A 22,950-nucleotide genomic window follows, 5' to 3' on the forward strand; every position below is an offset into this window, starting at 1 on the left:
GGCTATCACTTCTGTATTAACGCATTGCTGTATATCCCTCCATTTTGCTTCACCATATTCATTCATTATATTTCCTAATATTTCATTGTTGCACACAACATCGTCTCCTTAGCCGCTCAGCATTCTTTTCAGATTCACAATCGCTAATTCTGTGTTTTGTTTTATTTTTGTTATTTAATTCTTGTTTTATTTGTTATGGCAGTGTTTAATTTTGATGGCGTAGTGAGAAGAGATACTGCTGATTTTGCATCAAATTATGACATATATAATCAAACGCTTGCGTTAATGATTTTATTTTTTTCTTTTAATTATTTGATTTTTAATGGTAAAAAAATATAATGTTTACTGTTAACGATCAAAAATCATTTTATGATAGATTTTGTTGATTAAAACAATGATACTTATTGGTATAATTGATTTGCTTACAAAAAATTGATGTTCAGAATATATCGCTATGTACCCCTAGGAATATTTTTTTATTCCATTAGAAAAACTTATAACCCGAACAATTACTACTATTAAATTAAGATACTCTTTTGAATTTGTTGTTTTTATCTGCGCACAGTCATATGCGAGGGCTTTATGCTGACGTTGCCATGTTTCTAAATACTCCTGCTTCATGGAGCATTTTTTCTTTCATCCTTTCTGCTCTCCGGAAATGCGCCAGTCCCGAAAATCGACGGGGTAGGGGTTTGTTACCGGGATTTTTCGTCATCAGCGTTGTGATTTGTACGATCAGGACCACTCGGGCCTGAGGAGAGTGTTATTGTGTATGAAATTATAATAACCCTGCTATTGCTGTTGTTATTGTTTTCTTCTGTGAAAAATAGAAAAATTAAACAAAAGTTTAAAACTGAGCAGAAAAAACAAGATTTTCTCAACATGACTTTCTTTGCGATGGAATATAGTCCTGCTTCAATTATGATCGCAGATGAAAATTGTGAAATTATTTACGTCAATCGTCAGTTTATTACCATGTCAGGCTATATGCCGGATGAGGTTATCGGCAAAAAAACGAATATATTAAATTCAGGTATGACTAACGCCAGCGTCTATGAAGATCTGTGGTCTACCATAAATAAAGGTAATGTTTGGAGTGGTGAGTTCGTTAACCGGCGTAAAGATGGACAGCTGTATTGGGAAAAAGCCAATATCGTTAAAATATATAATAAAGCGAGTAACACAACCCAGTATGTCGGCATTAAGTTAGATATCACGGAAAGAAAATCACAGGAACATCATGATAATTCATACAATCGTGCGCTGGAGCTGTTATCAAGCGGCGCGCCGCTGAAAGATATTCTTGATGCGATCATTTTTAGCGTTGAGGAAAAAAATCCTGGTCGTATCGTTTGTTCTGTTTTACTGGTTGATAAAGACAAAAAATGTCTGACGCTTGGATCGGCGCCTAGCCTGCCAGGTTTTTATAAAAATGCCATTCACAACGTAAAAATTGCCGATGGTGTAGCCTCTTTTGGTACTGCGGCCTATACCGGAAAGCGCGTCATTGCTGACGATATTTCGGTCCATCCGCATTGGTCGTTATATAAAGGGCTCGCGTTATATGCCGGGCTGCGTTCCTGTTGGTCTGAACCTATCATCGGCCAGAACAAAGAAATATTAGGTGTTTTAAGCGTTTACCATCGCAAAGTGTATGTACCGACCGAGGACGAAATTTTCTCTATTGAGAAATCGGCACAGCTGATCGCGATCGCCATCGAGCGGTATCATGCTATTGACATGCTGCGGCGCAGCGAAGAACACTATCGTCAATTGGCGCACTATGACTCATTAACGTCGTTGGCTAATGGCCTGACGTTTGCCGAGCAAATGGAACAGGCGATTTTGTTATCCAAACAAACGGGTAGAAAAATCGCACTGATGTTCTTGGATCTCGATAAATTTAAACAGATAAATGATTCGTTCGGGCATGCTGTTGGCGATTTACTCTTGAAAGAAGCGGCAGCGCGTATGCGCGGTGCCGTTCGCGATTCGGATACGGTATATCGCCGCAGCGGTGATGAATTTATTATTCTGCTTCAGGGTATTAAGGAAATTGACAATACGCTTTATGTTGCAGATAAAATTCATAACGCATTGAACAAGCCATTTGAGATCGATGGAAAAACGCTGGATATATCATGCAGTATCGGTATTGCGCTGTATCCAGAACACGGAACTGATTCTCTGACATTAGCAATTAATGCTGATTCAGCCATGTATCAGGCTAAAGCCATGGGGCGCAGCCAAACTCAGATTTATCACAATATGAACGATCATTGATAAATGGAATATAAAAAAGGCGCTCTGTTGAGCGCCTTTTTTATTATCTTTCCCGTAACGCTTCTGCTTTTGCTCGAATAATCGGCTTTAACAAATAGCTGAGGATCGTTTTCTTGCCCGTGATTATATCAACTGAGGCCACCATGCCTGGAATGATAAGAAGTGGTTTATCGGCTGAGCCTAAATAATTCTTATCAGTCCGTAAACGAATAATATAAAAGCTGTTCCCTTCTTTATCGGTTACGGTGTCCGGGCTGATTTGTTCCAACTGGCCTTTTAGACCGCCATAGATGGTGTAGTCGTAGGCCGTCAATTTTATTACGGCATCCTGACCTGGGTGCAAGAACGCAATATCCTGTGGACGAATTCTGGCTTCAACTAACAGTTTGTCGTCCAGTGGAACAATTTCCACCAGGTCGCTACCCGGTTGAATCACTCCGCCGATAGTATTCACCAAAACCTGCTGCACGATACCACGGACGGGGGAGACAACCAGCGTACGGTTTACTCGGTCTTCGAGTGCTTTGCCCGTGGCTTCAATTTTGTTCAGATTGGTCTGTGCTTCACTGAGCTGAGATAACGCCTCGCTTTTATAACGGCTGCGCGTTTCCTCTATTTTATTCTCGCTCTCTTTAATCGCAGACTCTGCCCGGGGAATCGAGAGCTTGATGGAATCAAGCTGACCACGGGTTTCGACTTCTGCGCGGCGCAGGCGTAAAACTTCTACCTTAGAAATGGCGCCTTCTGCGATCAGCGGTTCTGACATTTTAATTTCTTGTTGCAGCAGGCCCAGGCTATTGCGGAACTGAATTTCTTTTGCGGAGAAATCCCTCAGTTCCTGGCGACGTTGGATCAACTGCTCTTCCAGACCAGACACCTCATTGTGGAGCTGCTGGCGGCGGCTGTTATAAAGTTCTTTTTCTCCGGCCGCGATTTTAGGCGCTTGCGTCGTAATTTCTTCCGAAAGTACGAGTTCCCGATCGTTGATTTCGGCGTTCAGGCGCTCGATACGTGATAGCAGTGCAAGCCGGTCGGCTTCGGTTTCACCGACATTGGAAGCGAAGCGCGTATCATCAAGGCGCAGCAAAGGATCGCCCGCATTAACGACCTGGCCTTCATGAATGAATACCTCTGTGACAATGCCGCCTTCCAAGTTTTGGATTTTTTGCAATCGGGAAGACGGGATGGCTTTACCGTCACCCCGGGTGACTTCATCGATATCCGCCAGCCCAGCCCACAGTATGAAAAACAGGAAAAAAGCGCCGATAGCCCATAGCGTGAAGCGAATAGAACGCGGTGAATCCTCGGCCATTGCCCGGCTTACTTCCGGCATCGTTTGCAGGCCTTCTTCATCTCCGCCGACAAAATATCGTTTGATTCGTTTGATATATTTACCGAGACGCATTGATTTGCCCCTTCTTCAACGCATCCATCACGATCGCTTTTGGCCCATCCGCGATAATTTTACCTTTATCGACAATGACTAAACGATCGACAAGCGCCAGCATGGAAACCCGATGCGTAACCAGCAAAAGCGTTTTCTCTGCAATGACGGGAGCCAGAGCCTGCTTTAACCGATCTTCACTGGTGTTATCCATCGAACTGGTGGGTTCATCCAGCACCAGAATGGGGGGATCGAGCAACAATGCTCTGGCTATCGCGACAGCTTGACGTTGTCCGCCGGAGAGTTGCTGGCCGCGTTCGCCAACCTGAAGGTTATAGCCATCCGGGTGCAGACGAGCAAACTCGTTCACCCCTGAAATTTCTGCAGCTCGCAGCATCGCTTCGTCTTCGACATAGCGTGCGCCGCTAATCAGGTTATTACGCAGTGAACCACTAAATAACTGAATATCTTGAGGAACATAGCCGATATTGTGGCGTAAATCGCTGACATCTAATTGACGAGCGTCAACGCCGTCGATCAGAATATTGCCGGTATTAGGCTGATAGAGATTCACAATCAGTTTTTGCAGCGAGCTTTTTCCCGAACCGCTGCGGCCAATAACGCCCACTTTCTCACCGGGAGCGATGGTCAGACTGATACTTTGCAGCGAGCTGGTTTTTTGTTCCGGGTAATTGAACGTCACATCGCGAAATTCGATACCGCCCCGAATGCTTTCGCGCTTCAGCGGGCGTTCGTTATCGCTACGCTCTTGCGGCAGCTGCATCATCTGTTCGGTGGTCTGCATCGTCAAACGCGCCTGTTGGTAACGACTGACCAGGCCAGACAGTTGACCTAGCGGCATGAGCGCTCTGCCGTTCAGCATGTAACAGGCAATCAACCCACCCATACTGAGCTTACCGTTAATCAGCATATAGACGCCGACGACAATCATGGCAACGCCAGCAAATTGCTGGAACCACTGCGTCAGGTTTACCGCCAGTGAGGACAGCACTTTGGCTCGCATTTCCAGCTTGCTCAAGCTGCCAATGGTCTGTTCCCATTGGTGCTGACGTTCGCTTTCCGCATTATTGACCTTGATGGCATCCAGACAGCTCAAGGTTTCGATCAGCGTTGCCTGCCGTTCGCTGGCAAGATGCATCGTTTTTTCAATGGTGGCAGACAGCGGCTTTTGCATCGCCCAACTCGCCAGCAAGGCGATAGGGTAGGCCAGGATGGAAACCCAGACCAGCGGGCCGCCGATGATGCCGATCACCAACAGCAGCAGCAATGTAAAAGGAAAATCGATCAGCGTCGTCAGCGTTAGTGAGGAAAGGAAGTCTCTGAGCGATTGAAATTCATGAATATTCTGCGCGAAACTACCGACCCGCGGTGGCCGGGCCTTCATCGACATACCGGTGATACGCTCAAATAGCGTGGCGGAAATAATCAGATCGGTTTTTTTGCCCGCCATATCGAGGCAAACGCCGCGCAGTGTTTTGAGTATCAAATCGAAAACAAAAGCACCGGTAACACCAATAGCCAGTACCCACAAGGTTGACATTGCCTGATTTGGCACCACCCGATCATAGACATTCATCACAAACAGCGGTGTAGCAAGCGCGATAATGTTCACCAGCAGCGTCGCGAGCACGGCATCGAGATAGAGTGAACGTGAAAGCTTAAGCGTGTCCTTGAACCAGGATTTGGTGCGGGGGATCAGCGATGGATTTTGCAGATCGAACTGATGGCGAGGCTGGGCGAACATCACCAGACCCAGATAGTTCTGTTGCAGCGTATTGTGCTCAACGGAAATTTCCCCGCCTTCTGTTTCGCTGGGCATCAGGCGTGCACTGCCGTCAGCGTTCCAGCCTAGCAGAATCGCCGCTCTCCCTTCCCGTAACAGCAACATCGCGGGGAGCGACATATCGGAAATTTTATTCAGAGAACGTTTGAGAACGCGCCCTTGCAGCCCCGCGCGTGCAGCGGCTCTTGGAAGCAGTTTTACAGAGAGTCGCTGGTTGGCTAAGGGGAGTCCGGCGGTGAGTGTGGTACGGCTGACCGATTTCCCCTGCAAGGCACAGAGGATCAGTAAACCATCCAATAACGGGTCATCATGACGGCTGCGAGGGTCACTATTTTCATTAGTGACCGTTTCATGAGCGACAGTCGGTTCATGGACGATAGACTCATGGGTAACTGATTTATCAGAACCCTGAGTCTCTTGTACTGAATGCAACTTCATTTAACGGAACGTTCCCTTACGCAACGTAATTCCTCGCATATAAACCATAATTTATCGCCGTCTGACCAATGAAATATATTAATTAAGGCTCGGCAACTCTGCGTGGGTGGTTACGTTTGTCAAGCTGGTACCGGCATCAGGGGCTGGGATAGCCAAACGATTTAATAACTCTCCCATACGTGATGCGATCCGGTATTCGGTATAAAGGGAGGTGAAGCGAACTTCAACCAGACGGCGTTGTGCGGTGAACAGCTCGTTTTCACTGTCCAGCAGGTCCAACAGCGTCCTTTCTCCCAGGCTAAATTGTTTCTGATAGGCAGTACGCACTTTCATACTGCGGTCGGCATATTCGGCGGCGATCGGCAGCTGCTGGCGCGAGTTATTTAACGCTGACCAGGCTAGCTTTAGCTCTTCACCCAGCAGGCGCAGGGCATTATTTCGCACATCCTGCGCTTCTTTTACCTGATAGGCTTTTGATTCCATGTTGGCTTTGCTGCTACCGCCTTCATACAGGTTGTAGCGCATCCTCAGCATCGCTTGCCATTCATTGTTTTGACCGCGCGTCCCATCAACGTTGTTATCCATTGTTCGAGAGAGCTCAACGTTGAGGCGTGGATAAAACGTTGATTTCGAGGCTTCATATTGCTGCTGCGTGGCTTCAATATCTGACTCTGCGGATTTCAGCGCGGGGCTGTTAGCCAACATGATGCGCTGGGCTTCCTCTAACGACGCGGGGAGTTTTATTACAGAAGCATCGGGCATCACCAAATTATCCGGCACTTTACCCACAACGCTCATGTAGTTGATTTTGGCATCGTCCAGATTGGTTTGTTCTGTCAGCACGTTATTACGCGCCTGTGCAAGACGTGCTTCGGCCTGATCCAAATCCGCCAAGCGGCCAACGCCCTGTTCGCTGCGTAGCCTGATTTGATCGTAAATGCGCTCGTGGCTTGCCAGATTGGCTTCCGCCAGGCGGACAAATTCCTGACGTTGCAGAACATTGAGATAGACCTGAACGGTATCTAATGCCGTCGACTCACTGGTATTTAATACTTTATAGGCGCGTGAGTTGACCGTGGCGCGTTGTCTGCCAACCTCGCTTGAGGTGGCGAAACCATCGAACACCGTCTGGCTTAAATTGATACTCGATTCCTGACGGCTGAGTTCAACGCGTTTATTGATGCTGGCGCGTGTTGAGGGGCTATCGGTTTCTTCGCGGCCAACACCAGCACTCAGCGTAATGGAGGGAAGATATCCCCCTTTTGCTGCGCGCAAATCATGCTCGGCAGAAAAACGACTATTAATAGATGCGCTCACTTCGGGGTGGGTATAGAGCGTGCTTTTAATAGCTTCCTGGATCGTCTCTGCATACGTCGCTGTGGAAAAAACGGTAATAAAAGGCAATAAAGCGAAATGGTATCTACGAATCATCAGCAGTTTCCCTTCACAAAAACTTTATTTGTGATTATTCCTATTAAAGTGTTTGAGTGTTATATAAACGCTTAACAAATTGATTTGCTTTTATTCCTTTAATATCAATATGTTAATTTATTTTCCTGACGCACCCAGAGCGAAAAAAATAGAAGTTACTCTAAATGAGTAAAGTTCTGGAAAGAATATTCTGAATTTTTTATTATATCGAGCATTGAGTCAAGCGTTTGACGCATCACGACAACACTATCGTAACGCTTTTTTTAATAAAATGTCAGGACGACACACAGCAAATCAACCCTATCAGGATGATAGCAAAAACCTACAGCCGCAATATCGCTACATTATAAAAATAATTATAGATATCAAGGAGAAAGTATTTTGAACGGTGTGATTGGCGTCATTAAATTCGTTATTGGACAGGTTTTTATCGTCGCGCTTGATGGAAGCCAGAGATTGCTGGTTGCCGGCGATCGGGTTTACAGCGGTGAAGAGGTTGTGACCGGTGCTAACGGCGCGGTTTCAATCACATTACCGGATGGCAAAACATTGGATCTGGGGCGTGATAGCCGCTGGAGCGATGTCAGTAATGCGTCTTCTCAGGGAAGCGCGGATGTTGCCAATGATGTTGCCGCGATACAAGACGCTATCGCTCAAGGGGCTGACCCGACACAGGTGCTGGAGGCCACTGCCGCAGGTAATGACGACACCGGAGAAGCGGGTGACGGCGGCGGCGGGCATTTCAACCCCGCGGTCGTTCTGAACTTGACGGCTGAGGTCGTGACTACCCCGATTGGGTATGATACCGCGGGCATCTCGTTTACTGACCGAGCCTCATCCGTTCTGGATGGCGTAAATTCATCCACGTTGCTGACTGCGGCAACGGATACCACCGATACCACACCGCCTTCCGTCACCATTGTCATAAACAGTGATGGCACAATAAGTTTCGTTTTTACCAAACCGCCCGTTGGTTTTGACCTCACTGATATCAACGTAACAAACGGCTCAGTAACGAATCTGGTGCAGGATCCTAACGATCCCACGCGCTGGACAGCGACATTAACTCCCGCTGCCAATTTTGAGGGCGAAGTTCGGGTCAGCATTCCAGACGGCAGCTACACCGATGCCGCAGGTATTCCTGGGACTGGGGGAAGTGAAGGAATAACGGTTGATACCCTGCCTCCTGTTGCCTCAATTTCAATTGATGATGTGACATCTGATAACGTCATTAATGCCCGTGAATCCGGCCAGACGATTGTGGTCACCGGCAAGGTGGATAACGACGTCAAAGCGGGCGATGCGGTTACCGTTAAAGTCGGTACCGAAACTTACCAGACCACCGTCAATGCGGACGGAAAAACCTGGAGCGTGAACGTACCGGGTTCGGTGCTGGCGGCGAATGGCGATATCTCTGCCAGCGTGACTACGCGTGACACCGCAGGTAACGTCACCACCGCAGACACGAATCATACTTACGGTGTGGATACGGTTGCGCCAGCCGCGTCGATATCTATCGACGATGTGACGTCGGATAACGTCATTAATGCCAGTGAATCCGGCCAGACCATTGCGGTCACCGGTAAAGTGGATAATGACGTCAAAGCGGGCGATGCCGTTACCGTTAAAGTCGGCACCGAGACCTACCAGACCACGGTGAATGCCGACGGCAAAACCTGGAGCGTGAATGTTCCGGGTTCGGTGCTGGCCGCGAATGGCGATATCTCTGCCAGCGTGACTACGCGCGATGCGGCGGGTAACGTAACGACGGTAAACACTAATCACACTTACGGTGTGGATACGGTTGCGCCGACGGCTTCCATCTCTATCGACAATGTCACCAGCGATAACGTGATTAACGCGGCTGAGTCCGGTCAGACGATAGCCGTGACGGGTAAGGTTGATAACGACGTCAAAGCGGGTGATGCGGTTACGGTTAAAGTGGGTACCGAGACCTACCAGACCACCGTCAATGCGGACGGTAAAACCTGGAGCGTCAATGTTCCCGGTTCGGTGCTGGCCGCCAATAGCGATGTGAGCGCGACGGTCACCACTCGCGATGCGGCGGGCAATGTCACCACGGCGAATACCAGTCATGCCTACGGTGTCGATACGGTTGCACCAACGGCGTCGATCTCTATCGACGATGTGACGTCGGATAACGTGATCAATGCGGCTGAATCCGGCCAGACCATTGCGGTCACCGGTAAGGTCGATAACGACGTGAAAGCCGGTGATGCGGTTACGGTAAAAGTCGGCACCGAGACCTACCAGACGACCGTGAATGCGGATGGCAAAACCTGGAGTGTCAATGTTCCCGGTTCTGTACTGGCGGCGAATGGCGATATCTCTGCGACGGTGACCACGCGTGATCCGGCAGGTAACGTCACCACGGCCAATACCAGCCACGCTTACGGTGTCGATACGGTTGCGCCAACCGCGTCCATTACAATCGACGATGTCACGTCCGATAACGTGATTAACGCGGCGGAATCCGGCCAGACCATTGCGGTCACCGGTAAAGTGGATAATGACGTTAAAGCAGGTGACGCGGTTACCGTTAAAGTCGGCACCGAAACCTACCAGACCACCGTCAATGCGGATGGCAAAACCTGGAGCGTCAATGTTCCGGGTTCGGTATTAGCTGCGAATGGCGATGTGAGCGCGACAGTTACAACCCGTGACACCGCAGGCAACGTCACTACCGCAGACACGACTCATGCTTATGGCGTGGATACCGTTGCGCCAACGGCGTCCATCTCTATCGACAACGTCACGTCCGATAACGTGATTAACGCGGCGGAATCCGGGCAGACCATTGCGGTCACCGGTAAAGTCGATAATGACGTCAAGGCCGGCGATGCCGTTACGGTGAAAGTCGGCACCGAGACTTACCAGACCACCGTCAATGCTGACGGCAAAACCTGGAGCGTCAATGTCCCCGGCTCGGTATTAGCAACCAATAGCGATATCTCTGCCACCGTGACCACGCGTGATGCAGCAGGTAATGTCACCACGGCGAATACCACTCATGCCTACGGCGTGGATACCGTTGCGCCGACGGCGTCGATCTCTATTGACGATGTGACGTCGGATAACGTGATCAATGCGGCTGAGTCTGGCCAGACGATTGCCGTCACCGGTAAAGTGGATAATGACGTCAAAGCGGGTGACGCGGTTACCGTTAAAGTCGGCACCGAGACCTACCAGACTACCGTCAATGCGGATGGTAAAACCTGGAGCGTCAATGTTCCCGGTTCCGTATTAGCTGCCAACAGTGATGTGAGCGCTACCGTGACCACGCGCGATGCGGCAGGCAACGTCACCACGGCCAATACCAGCCACGCTTACGGTGTGGATACGGTTGCACCAACGGCGTCCATTACTATCGACGATGTGACGTCGGATAACGTGATTAACGCCAGCGAGTCCGGCCAGACGATTGCGGTCACCGGTAAAGTGGATAACGACGTCAAAGCGGGCGATGCGGTTACGGTGAAAGTGGGTACCGAAACGTACCAGACCACCGTCAATGCCGATGGCAAAACCTGGAGCGTCAATGTTCCCGGTTCGGTGCTGGCCGCCAATGGCGATATCTCCGCGACGGTCACCGCGCGTGATACCGCAGGTAATGTCACCACGGCTAATACGACTCATGCTTATGGCGTGGATACGGTTGCGCCAACCGCGTCGATTACTATCGACAACGTCACGTCCGATAACGTGATTAATGCCGCTGAATCCGGCCAGACCATTGCGGTCACTGGTAAAGTCGATAATGACGTCAAAGCCGGTGATGCGATTACTGTCAAAGTGGGTACCGAAACCTACCAGACCACGGTGAATGCCGATGGCAAAACCTGGAGCGTGAACGTACCGGGTTCGGTGCTGGCGGCGAATGGCGATATCTCTGCCAGCGTGACCACTCGCGATCCGGCAGGTAACGTCACCACCGCAGACACGACTCATACTTACGGCGTGGATACCGTTGCACCAACGGCTTCCATCTCTATCGACAACGTCACGTCCGATAACGTGATTAACGCCGCTGAGTCCGGTCAGACGATAGCCGTCACCGGTAAAGTGGATCACGACGTCAAAGCGGGCGATGCCGTTACCGTTAAAGTCGGCACCGAAACGTACCAGACCACCGTCAATGCCGATGGCAAAACCTGGAGCGTGAATGTTCCTGGTTCTGTATTGGCCGCCAACAGTGATGTGAGCGCGACAGTTACAACCCGTGACACCGCAGGCAATGTCACCACGGCCAATACGACTCATGCTTACGGTGTCGATACCGTTGCACCAACCGCATCCATCTCTATTGATAACGTCACCGCCGACAATGTGATCAATGCGACCGAGTCCGGCCAGACGATAGCCGTGACCGGTAAAGTGGACCACGACGTGAAAGCGGGTGACGCGGTTACCGTTAAAGTGGGTACCGAAACCTACCAGACCACCGTGAATGCGGATGGCAAAACCTGGAGCGTCAATGTTCCGGGATCTGTATTAGCTGCGAATGACGATGTCAGCGCCAGCGTGACCACACGCGATCCAGCAGGCAACGTCACCACCGCCAATACGACTCATGCTTATGGCGTGGATACGGTTGCGCCAACCGCCTCGATTTCTATTGATGATGTCACGTCCGATAACGTGATCAATGCGGCCGAATCCGGCCAGACGATAGCCGTGACCGGTAAAGTGGACCACGACGTGAAAGCGGGTGACGCGGTTACCGTTAAAGTGGGTACCGAAACCTACCAGACCACCGTGAATGTGGACGGTAAAACCTGGAGCGTGAACGTTCCGGGCTCGGTACTGGCGGCGAATAGCGATGTGAGCGCCACGGTCACCACGCGTGACACCGCAGGAAACGTCACCACCGCCAATACGACTCATGCTTACGGCGTGGATACCGTTGCACCAACGGCCTCGATTACAATCGACGATGTCACGTCGGATAACGTCATCAATGCCAGTGAATCCGGCCAGACGATAGCCGTGACGGGTAAGGTCGATAACGACGTCAAAGCCGGCGATGCAGTCACCGTTAAAGTCGGTACCGAGACCTACCAGACCACCGTCAATGCGGATGGTAAAACCTGGAGCGTCAACGTTCCCGGTTCCGTGCTGGCGGCAAATAATGATGTGAGCGCGACGGTCACCACACGTGACACGGCGGGTAACGTCACGACGGCAAACACAAATCACACTTACGGTGTCGATACCGTTGCGCCAACCGCGTCCATTACAATCGATGATGTCACGTCCGATAACGTGATTAACGCGGCCGAGTCCGGCCAGACAATAGCTGTGACGGGTAAAGTCGATCACGACGTCAAAGCCGGTGATGCGGTTACCGTTAAAGTGGGTACGGAAACGTATCAGACTACTGTCAATGCCGATGGCAAAACCTGGAGCGTCAATGTTCCGGGTTCGGTGCTGGCGGCGAATGGCGATGTGAGTGCCAGTGTTACCACGCGCGATACGGCAGGTAATGTGACCACCGCCAACACGACTCACGCTTACGGTGTCGATACGGTGGCACCAACCGCGTCCATTTCTATCGACAATGTCACGTCCGATAACGTGATCAATGCTGCCGAATCCGGCCAGACGATAGCTGTGACGGGTAAAGTGGATAACGATGTCAAAGCGGGCGATGCGGTCACCATCAAGGTCGGCACGGAAACGTATCAGACGACTGTCAATGCCGATGGTAAAACCTGGAGCGTCAATGTTCCCGGTTCCGTACTGGCCGCCAACAGTGATGTGAGCGCCACCGTCACCACGCGTGACACCGCAGGTAATGTTACAACCGCCAATACCAGCCATGCTTACGGTGTGGATACCGTTGCACCAACCGCGTCCATTACTATCGATAACGTCACCAGCGATAACGTGATTAACGCGGCCGAGTCCGGCCAGACGATAGCCGTCACCGGTAAAGTCGATAACGACGTCAAAGCGGGCGATGCAGTCACGGTTAAAGTGGGTACCGAGACCTACCAGACCACGGTGAATGCCGATGGCAAAACCTGGAGCGTCAATGTTCCGGGTTCCGTGCTGGCTGCGAATAGTGACGTGAGCGCGACGGTCACCACGCGTGACACGGCAGGCAACGTCACCACGGCCAATACCAGCCATGCCTACGGTGTCGATACCGTTGCACCGACCGCGTCGATTACTATCGACAACGTCACGTCCGATAACGTGATTAACGTGGCGGAATCCGGCCAGACGATAGCCGTGACCGGTAAAGTCGATCACGACGTCAAAGCGGGCGACGCGGTTACCGTCAAAGTGGGTACCGAAACCTACCAGACCACTGTCAATGCGGATGGCAAAACCTGGAGCGTGAACGTTCCCGGTTCCGTGCTGGCCGCCAATGGCGATATCTCTGCCACGGTCACCACGCGTGACACCGCAGGTAACGTGACCACCGCCAATACGACTCACGCTTACGGCGTGGATACCGTTGCGCCGACTGCTTCCATCTCTATCGATAACGTCACCAGCGATAACGTGATCAATGCGGCCGAGTCCGGCCAGACGATAGCGGTCACCGGCAAGGTGGATAATGACGTCAAAGCGGGCGATGCGGTTACCGTCAAAGTGGGTACCGAGACCTACCAGACCACCGTGAATGCCGACGGTAAAACCTGGAGCGTCAATGTTCCGGGATCGGTGCTGGCGGCCAATGGCGATATCTCTGCCAGCGTGACTACGCGCGATGCGGCAGGCAACGTGACCACCGCAGACACAAATCACACTTACGGTGTCGATACGGTTGCGCCGACGGCTTCCATCTCTATCGACAATGTCACCAGCGATAACGTGATTAACGCGGCTGAATCCGGCCAGACGATAGCGGTGACCGGTAAAGTGGATAACGACGTCAAAGCGGGCGATGCGGTCACCGTTAAAGTGGGTACCGAGACCTACCAGACGACGGTGAATGCCGATGGCAAAACCTGGAGCGTGAATGTACCGGGATCTGTATTAGCTGCGAATGGCGATGTCAGCGCCAGCGTGACCACACGCGATCCAGCAGGCAACGTCACCACCGCAGACACGACTCATGCTTACGGCGTGGATACCGTTGCGCCGACGGCTTCCATCTCTATCGATAACGTCACCAGCGATAACGTGATCAATGCGGCCGAGTCCGGCCAGACGATTGCGGTCACCGGTAAAGTGGATAACGACGTCAAAGCCGGCGATGCGGTTACCGTTAAAGTGGGTACCGAGACCTACCAGACCACCGTCAATGCCGACGGTAAAACCTGGAGCGTCAATGTTCCGGGTTCGGTGCTGGCCGCCAACAGTGATGTGAGCGCCACGGTCACCACGCGTGATACCGCAGGTAACGTCACCACCGCAAACACAAATCACGCTTATGGCGTGGATACCGTTGCGCCAACCGCCTCGATTACTATCGACAACGTCACGTCCGATAACGTGATCAATGCGGCTGAATCCGGCCAGACGATTATGGTCACCGGTAAAGTCGATAATGACGTCAAAGCGGGTGATGCGGTTACCGTTAAAGTGGGTACCGAGACCTACCAGACCACCGTCAATGCCGATGGCAAAACCTGGAGCGTCAACGTTCCGGGATCGGTGCTGGCTGCCAATGGTGATATCTCTGCCAGCGTGACCACGCGCGATGCGGCAGGCAATGTCACCACGGCGAATACCACTCATGCCTACGGTGTCGATACGGTTGCGCCAACCGCCTCGATTACTATCGACAACGTCACGTCCGATAACGTGATTAACGCGGCTGAGTCCGGCCAGACGATTGCGGTCACCGGTAAGGTCGATAACGATGTCAAAGCGGGTGACGCGGTTACCGTTAAAGTCGGCACCGAAACCTACCAGACGATCGTGAATGCCGATGGCAAAACCTGGAGCGTGAATGTTCCGGGCTCTGTATTAGCCGTCAACAGTGATGTGAGCGCCACGGTCACCACGCGTGATACGGCGGGCAACGTCACCACCGCCAATACGACCCATGCTTACAGCGTGGATACGGTTGCGCCAACCGCCTCGATTTCTATTGATGATGTCACGTCGGATAACGTGATTAACGCCGCTGAGTCCGGCCAGACCATTGCGGTCACCGGTAAAGTCGATCACGACGTCAAAGCCGGTGACGCGGTTACCGTTAAAGTCGGCACCGAAACGTACCAGACCACCGTCAATGCGGATGGCAAAACCTGGAGCGTGAATGTTCCCGGTTCCGTGCTGGCCGCCAATGGCGATATCTCCGCCAGCGTGACTACGCGCGATGCGGCGGGTAACGTCACGACGGTAAACGCTAATCACACTTACGGTGTGGATACGGTGGCGCCAACCGCCTCGATTTCTATCGATAATGTCACGTCCGATAACGTGATTAATGTAGATGAGTCCGGCCAGACCATTGCCGTCACCGGTAAGGTCGATAACGACGTCAAAGCCGGTGATGCAGTTACCGTTAAAATCGGCACGGAAACCTACCAGACCACTGTCAATGCCGACGGCAAAACCTGGAGCGTGAATGTTCCGGGTTCGGTGCTGGCCGCCAATGGCGATATCTCCGCCACCGTGACCACGCGTGATCCAGCAGGTAACGTCACCACCGCAGATACGACTCATGCTTACGGTGTGGATACGGTTGCGCCAACCGCGTCGATTACTATCGACAACGTCACGTCAGATAACGTGATTAATGCCAGCGAGTCCGGGCAGACGATAGCGGTCACCGGTAAAGTGGATAACGACGTCAAAGCGGGCGATGCGGTTACGGTGAAAGTGGGTACGGAGACCTACCAGACCACCGTCAATGCCGATGGTAAAACCTGGAGCGTCAACGTTCCGGGCTCGGTGCTGGCGGCGAATGGTGATGTGAGCGCGACGGTCACCACGCGTGACACCGCAGGTAACGTCACCACCGCCAACACGACTCACGCCTACGGTGTCGATACGGTTGCGCCGACGGCTTCTATTACCATTGACGATGTGACGTCGGATAACGTGATTAACGCGGCTGAATCCGGCCAGACGATAGCCGTCACCGGTAAGGTCGATAACGACGTCAAAGCGGGTGACGCGGTTACCGTTAAAGTCGGCACCGAGACCTACCAGACCACCGTCAATGCGGACGGTAAAACCTGGAGCGTCAATGTTCCCGGTTCCGTACTGGCCGCCAACAGTGATGTGAGCGCCACCGTCACCACGCGTGACACCGCAGGTAATGTTACAACCGCCAATACCAGCCATGCTTACGGTGTGGATACCGTTGCACCAACCGCGTCCATTACTATCGATAACGTCACCAGCGATAACGTGATTAACGCGGCCGAGTCCGGGCAGACGATTGCGGTCACCGGTAAAGTGGATAATGACGTCAAAGCGGGTGACGCGGTTACCGTTAAGGTCGGTACCGAAACCTACCAGACCACGGTGAATGCGGATGGAAAAACCTGGAGCGTCAACGTTCCGGGATCGGTGCTGGCTGCGAATAGTGATGTGAACGCCAGCGTGACCACCCGTGATGCAGCAGGTAACGTCACCACCGCGAATACCAGCCATGCTTACGGTGTCGATACCGTTGCACCAACCGCGTCCATTACTATCGATAACGTCACCAGTGATAACGTGATTAACGCGGCCGAGTCCGGCCAGACGATAGCCGTGACCGGTAAAGTGGATAATGACGTCAAAGCCGGTGACGCGGTTACGGTTAAAGTCGGGACCGAGACCTACCAGACCACCGTCAATGCCGATGGTAAAACCTGGAGCGTTAACGTACCGGGATCGGTGCTGGCCGCGAATAGTGATGTGAGCGCCACGGTCACCACGCGCGATGCGGCAGGCAACGTCACCACCGCCAACACGAATCACACTTACGGTGTCGATACGGTTGCGCCAACCGCCTCGATTACTATCGATAACGTCACGTCGGATAACGTGATTAACGCGGCCGAGTCCGGTCAGACCATTGCGGTCACCGGTAAGGTTGATAACGACGTCAAAGCGGGTGATGCGGTTACCGTCAAAGTGGGTACCGAAACCTACCAGACCACCGTCAATGCCGATGGTAAAACCTGGAGCGTCAATGTTCCGGGTTCGGTATTAGCCGCCAATGGCGATGTGAGCGCGACAGTTACAACCCGTGACACCGCAGGTAATGTCACCACCGCGAATACCAGCCATGCTTACGGCGTGGATACGGTTGCACCAACCGCGTCGATATCTATCGACGATGTGACGTCGGATAACGTCATTAATGCCAGTGAGTCCGGTCAGACGATAGCGGTCACCGGCAAGGTCGATAATGACGTTAAAGCCGGCGACGCGGTTACGGTTAAAGTCGGCACCGAGACCTACCAGACCACCGTGAATGCCGATGGTAAAACCTGGGGCGTGAACGTTCCCGGTTCCGTGCTGGCCGCCAATGGCGATATCTCTGCCAGCGTGACTACGCGTGATGCGGCGGGCAACGTCACCACCGCCAATACCAGTCATGCTTATGGTGTCGATACGGTCGCGCCAACCGCTTCCATTACAATCGACAACGTCACGTCCGATAACGTGATTAACGCGACTGAATCCGGGCAGACGATAGCCGTCACCGGTAAAGTGGATCTCGATGTCAAAGCGGGCGATGCGGTTACCGTTAAAGTGGGTACCGAGACCTACCAGACCACCGTCAATGCCGACGGTAAAACCTGGAGCGTCAACGTTCCCGGTTCCGTGCTGGCCGCCAACAGTGATGTGAGCGCTACCGTCACCACGCGTGACACCGCAGGTAACGTCACTACTGCCAATACGACTCATGCTTACGGTGTCGATACCGTTGCGCCAACCGCCTCGATTACTATCGACAACGTCACGTCCGATAACGTGATCAATGCGGCCGAGTCCGGCCAGACGATAGCCGTCACCGGTAAAGTGGATAATGACGTCAAAGCCGGTGATGCGGTTACCGTCAAAGTGGGTACCGAAACCTACCAGACCACGGTGAATGCGGACGGCAAAACCTGGAGCGTCAACGTTCCGGGTTCTGTATTAGCCGCGAATGGCGATGTGAGTGCCAGTGTGACCACGCGCGATCCTGCAGGCAACGTCACCACGGCCAATACGACTCATGCTTACGGTGTCGATACCGTGGCGCCGACGGCTTCCATTACTATCGATAACGTCACCAGCGATAACGTGATTAACGCGGCCGAGTCCGGCCAGACGATAGCCGTGACCGGTAAAGTCGATAACGACGTCAAAGCGGGCGACGCGGTTACGGTAAAAGTCGGCACCGAGACCTACCAGACGACCGTCAATGCCGATGGCAAAACCTGGAGCGTGAACGTTCCGGGATCGGTGCTGGCTGCCAACAGTGATGTGAGCGCTACCGTCACTACGCGCGATCCGGCAGGCAACGTCACCACTGCCAATACCAGCCATGCCTACGGTGTCGATACGGTTGCACCGATCGCGTCGATTACTATCGATAACGTCACGTCGGATAACGTGATTAATGCCAGTGAATCCGGCCAGACGATAGCCGTGACGGGTAAAGTGGATCACGACGTTAAAGCGGGTGATGCAGTCACCGTTAAAGTCGGTACCGAAACCTACCAGACCACGGTGAATGCCGATGGCAAGACCTGGAGCGTCAACGTTCCGGGTTCTGTATTAGCCGCCAATGGCGATGTGAGTGCTACCGTGACCACACGCGATACGGCGGGCAACGTCACTACCGCCGATACGACTCATGCTTACGGTGTGGATACGACTGCACCAGAAATTGATATTACAAATTTTGCTGGCAACGATGGATATGTCAGCCAGAGCGAATCGAAAAACACGCTAGTCAGCGGCACCAGTAACGAGAAAAAAGTCGATCTGGTCTTTACCGATGTGAATGGTAAGTCGGTTACGGTGCATGACGTGCCTGTGACGAATGGTAAATGGCAGACAAATGTCGATCTGAGCACGCTAGCAGAAGGCAAGATTACCGCTGGAGCGACGGCGACCGATGCGGCAGGTAATCAGGCGCATGATAGCAGTCAGGCGATCATGGATATTACGCCGCCAGTTGCGCACGACAATGCGGTGTCTGGTACCGAAGACACGCCGCTTCATATTGGCTGGAGCGATCTGGGCGTATCGAGCGATACCACAAGTATCGTGATTTCGTCTTTACCGCCAGTCAGTGCGGGTACGCTCTATTTTAACGACAGCGGGAGTTGGAAAGCGGTCACGGTTGGGCAAACCTTTACCGCAGGTAACACCGATCTGCGCTTTACGCCTGTGGGCAATATCTCTGGTGCGTCGCTGGGTGATATTGGTTATCGTCCTGTTGATGTCGCAGGTAACACTGGTGATAAAGCCGCGCTGCACATTGGCATAACACCTGTAGCTGATGCGCCGGTAGTGAGCCTGAGCATCACCAGTGGCGCGACAACGCCGACCTCTTCGGAGATTATTAAGGTCAATGGCGGTAGCGCCAACGGTGGCTTTGACGTACAGAATGGGAAAATTGTCGCCGTCGGCAACGGTGTCCGCGTTTGGCTGACCGAAGGGGATCCGGTACCGACGGTGGTCGGTAATGGCAAGGTCGCGTACTACAGTCAGGGCAATACCAGCGGAGACGGCAGCTACAGCGATATTTTCGTTGTGCATTCCAATAGCGGGTATTTCTATCGACAGAGTGACTGGCCAGCCGATCGTAAGGATCATCGCGATCTGGATTCGTTTAACGGTAACCGAACGAATAACGGTAGCAGTGCGCATTCTGACTATGTGTTCGTCATGAAAGAAACGGGTTACACCTATAACGCAACCTATAGCACGAACAACAATCAGGATACGTCGGTTAACACGCTGGATGGACTGAAAGTCAACTATACCGATGGCAGCGGTAAGTCTGGTTCGTTTACCACGCAGGTCAGCAACAATATTGAAGGCGTGATCTACAGCGACGGCACGACATACACGCCGGGTACTAACAGCGCGAAAGTGGAAACGGTGCCCGGACAGGCAGGTACGCAGACACATACCATTGATGTCTCGGCAGCTCTGACCGATCGCGACGGGAGTGAAACCCTGTCAGGGATTACGCTCACGGGGATCCCGAAAGGGACGGTGCTGACTGACCACATTAACAATGTGAAATACACCGTTGGCGATGATGGATCGTACCTCATCAAGAACGCCAATAATGCTCAGACGCTGGCTGGAAAGATTACGCTTGAAGTACCTGTTGATGCCGGTAAGTTCAACGTGGTTGCACAGGCAACATCGACAGAAATCGCCAACCACGACACGGCGACCGGGTATTCTGCCGGAGGCGTTGAACAGTACGGGATGAGTATCGGTACGATCGGTGACGACAAGATGTCTGGCACGCATAGCCATGATGTGATGGTCGCGGATGTCTCCGGTTTGCAGATCATTGAAGGCCAGAATTACAACATTGCCTTTATGGTCGATTCATCCGGCAGTATGTCGTCAACGGATATCGAGAATACGCGTACGTCGTTGAGCAACGTGTTTAAAAGCTTGATCAACAGTGCCAGCGGCGTGAATTCCGGTACGGTAAACGTTTTTCTGGCTGATTTTGATACCCAGGTGGGGAAAACTATCTCCGTGAACCTGAACGACGCCAGCGCTCTGAATAAGCTGACTGCCGTATTGAATTCAATGGTTGGGGGATCGGAGAAAGGCGGCGGAACCAACTATGAAGATGTGTTCAAGACGACGGCTAACTGGTTCCAAAGCGATGTGGTGAAAAATAATGTGGGGAATAACCTGACGTATTTCATCACAGATGGTGAGCCGACTTACTATCAGACCAATGAATCCAATGAAGTGCGCGTGAGTGACTGGTGGCAGTCGCTGAATATCGATAACATCGCCTACAAGCCAGGACAGTCCTACTCTATGGATGTACGCGGTGCTGTACGCGAAGTCATTGATAGCAAAGGTAATGTCTACCAATATGCATGGAGTGATAAGAGCAATCAAGTCACGGGTAAGGTGATTGGTCAGGTACACGCACAGGGGGATGGAACGTATGAAATCTCCTCTCTGGGCGGCGTCGGTAACAACAGCAGTTACTGGGCGCAAGACTATCGCGGCAACTGGTACTGGGTTGATAATTCAGGCAACCGCGATGTCAGCAATACCAATGCGGCTGAGGCTTTCAATTTGTTGAAGAAGCAGTCGACCATTGAAGCGATCGGTATTGGTGCTGATCTAAATGGCGATACGCTGAAACGCTATGACACTGACGGTGTGGTTCAGGATCACATTGATCCTGCTAACCTTAATAAAGCGATCCTGGGCAGCAGCGAATCAATACATGCGGGTAATGACCAACTGAACGGTGGGTTGGGGAATGACATTCTGTTCGGCGATGTGGTGTCGTTTCCTAATATCGACGGCAACGGTATCACTGCCTTGCAGAACTACATCGGCAAGCAGCTAGGTATGCAAACCGGCGTGCCGACTGCCAAAGAGATGCATAGTTATATTGCCACGCACAGCGCGGAGTTTGATTTGTCGTCGGCGAAAGATGGCAATGACATACTCAACGGTGGGGCAGGGAATGATATTCTTTTCGGTCAGGGTGGAAATGACACGCTGATTGGCGGAGAAGGTAATGACCTGCTCTACGGCGGCGCGGGGGATGATATCCTGATCGGTGGCCCCGGAGGCGATACGCTCATCGGCGGTGCGGGCGCGGATATCTTTAAGTGGCAGGCTGGCGATATCGGCAACGATGTGATCAAAGACTTTAATGCCAAAGAGGGCGACCGGATTGATTTAAGCGATTTGGTTGGCGAACTGGAAGAGGGAACCGATATCAGCCGCTATATCCGTATCACCGATAATCACGGTTCACCGACGATTGAGGTTAGCACCGCAGGGAACTTTACGGCGGATAAAGGCGGAACGGTTGCAGTGTCGATTACGTTGGAACACTATAATGGTGCATTGCCGTCGCTTGAAAGTCTGATCAGCAAACCAGAACAGTCTAGCTGACGAAAAGGGGGAGCCTGCCCGGCTCCTTTCTTTATCAAAAACTTAAAAGGTCTCCGAGAATGTTTTATATCCAGCGTGACAGTGATGGCCACCTGATGAAGGTAGAAAAGAGTCCTTTTCCTGAAATGAATGGCGAGTTGCCTGATGATTCGCGCGAGGCACTGGCTTGGTTCCGTAGCCATCAGGCGGCGATGTCCAGCTTGCAGCAACTGCGGCAAAGCGATCTGGAAATGGTGCGCGTGCTGGAGGATTTAATTCAGGTTTTGATCCAGAAAGGGGTGGTGAGCATTACCGATTTCCCTCAGGCCGCGCAGCTGAAGCTGATCAACCGCGCGCAGGCGCGTGAAGCGCTGAATGGCGGGTTGAACAAGCTGATTGGTGACGATGAAGAGACGATGTTTTAAGGAAAGCGTGTTTTAAGAAAAAATGTTTGAAGAAAGAATGCCTCAACGTCCCATCCCGCTGTTTCCTGCTTTTCAACACGTACCTTGTCAGTCAACACACCCCAGCTTCTCAAGATAGTCGAGAGACGCTGGGGGCGTTATAACGCTGCTTACCCAAACGATGT

Annotated in this window: 6 protein-coding genes; 3 read left to right on the plus strand and 3 right to left on the minus strand. The window is 52.1% G+C overall.

Annotation, left to right across the window (positions count from 1 at the left end; genetic code table 11):
• The first annotated feature begins 768 nt into the window (after nt 1-768).
• Nucleotides 769-2,283, plus strand: coding sequence for a sensor domain-containing protein (locus I2D83_RS06345; RefSeq protein WP_015841237.1), 1,515 nt, complete (start codon nt 769-771; stop codon nt 2,281-2,283).
• A gap of 43 nt (nt 2,284-2,326) precedes the next feature.
• Here I2D83_RS06345 and I2D83_RS06350 read toward each other — a convergent pair whose 3' ends face one another.
• From I2D83_RS06350 to I2D83_RS06360, 3 genes are all read right to left on the minus strand, one after another.
• A complete protein-coding gene (locus I2D83_RS06350) occupies nt 2,327-3,688 on the minus strand; it encodes an HlyD family type I secretion periplasmic adaptor subunit (RefSeq protein WP_015841236.1) in 1,362 nt (453 codons plus the stop codon).
• Complete coding sequence (locus I2D83_RS06355; RefSeq protein ID WP_205947732.1) at nt 3,675-5,909, minus strand: type I secretion system permease/ATPase; 2,235 nt, start codon at nt 5,907-5,909, stop codon at nt 3,675-3,677. Before I2D83_RS06355 ends, I2D83_RS06350 begins: the two co-directional genes overlap by 14 nt.
• Nucleotides 5,910-5,987: 78 nt before the next feature.
• Nucleotides 5,988-7,340, minus strand: a complete 1,353-nt coding sequence (locus I2D83_RS06360; protein WP_015841234.1) for a TolC family outer membrane protein — start codon at nt 7,338-7,340, stop codon at nt 5,988-5,990.
• A gap of 381 nt (nt 7,341-7,721) precedes the next feature.
• On the opposite strand from I2D83_RS06360, the gene I2D83_RS06365 reads away from it, so the two are divergent.
• Both I2D83_RS06365 and I2D83_RS06370 read left to right on the plus strand, forming a co-directional pair.
• The gene (locus tag I2D83_RS06365) at nt 7,722-22,382 is read left to right on the plus strand and encodes an Ig-like domain-containing protein (protein WP_205947733.1); all 14,661 of its coding nucleotides are present in this window, start codon (nt 7,722-7,724) and stop codon (nt 22,380-22,382) included.
• A gap of 59 nt (nt 22,383-22,441) precedes the next feature.
• Entirely contained in the window at nt 22,442-22,786 is a 345-nt protein-coding gene (locus I2D83_RS06370) for a tryptophan synthase subunit beta (protein ID WP_181829132.1), read from the plus strand.
• The last annotated feature ends 164 nt before the right edge of the window (nt 22,787-22,950 follow it).

The organism is Pectobacterium aroidearum (genome assembly GCF_015689195.1).
GTDB classification, from domain to species: Bacteria; Pseudomonadota; Gammaproteobacteria; order Enterobacterales; family Enterobacteriaceae; genus Pectobacterium; species Pectobacterium aroidearum.

Excerpts from the sequence above, each read along its gene's own strand:
- I2D83_RS06370 (WP_181829132.1), top strand. The coding sequence starts at position 22,442 with ATGTTTTATATCCAGCGTGACAGTGATGGCCACCTGATGAAGGTAGAA.
- I2D83_RS06350 (WP_015841236.1), bottom strand. The coding sequence starts at position 3,688 with ATGCGTCTCGGTAAATATATCAAACGAATCAAACGATATTTTGTCGGC.
- I2D83_RS06355 (WP_205947732.1), bottom strand. The coding sequence starts at position 5,909 with ATGAAGTTGCATTCAGTACAAGAGACTCAGGGTTCTGATAAATCAGTT.
- I2D83_RS06360 (WP_015841234.1), bottom strand. The coding sequence starts at position 7,340 with ATGATTCGTAGATACCATTTCGCTTTATTGCCTTTTATTACCGTTTTT.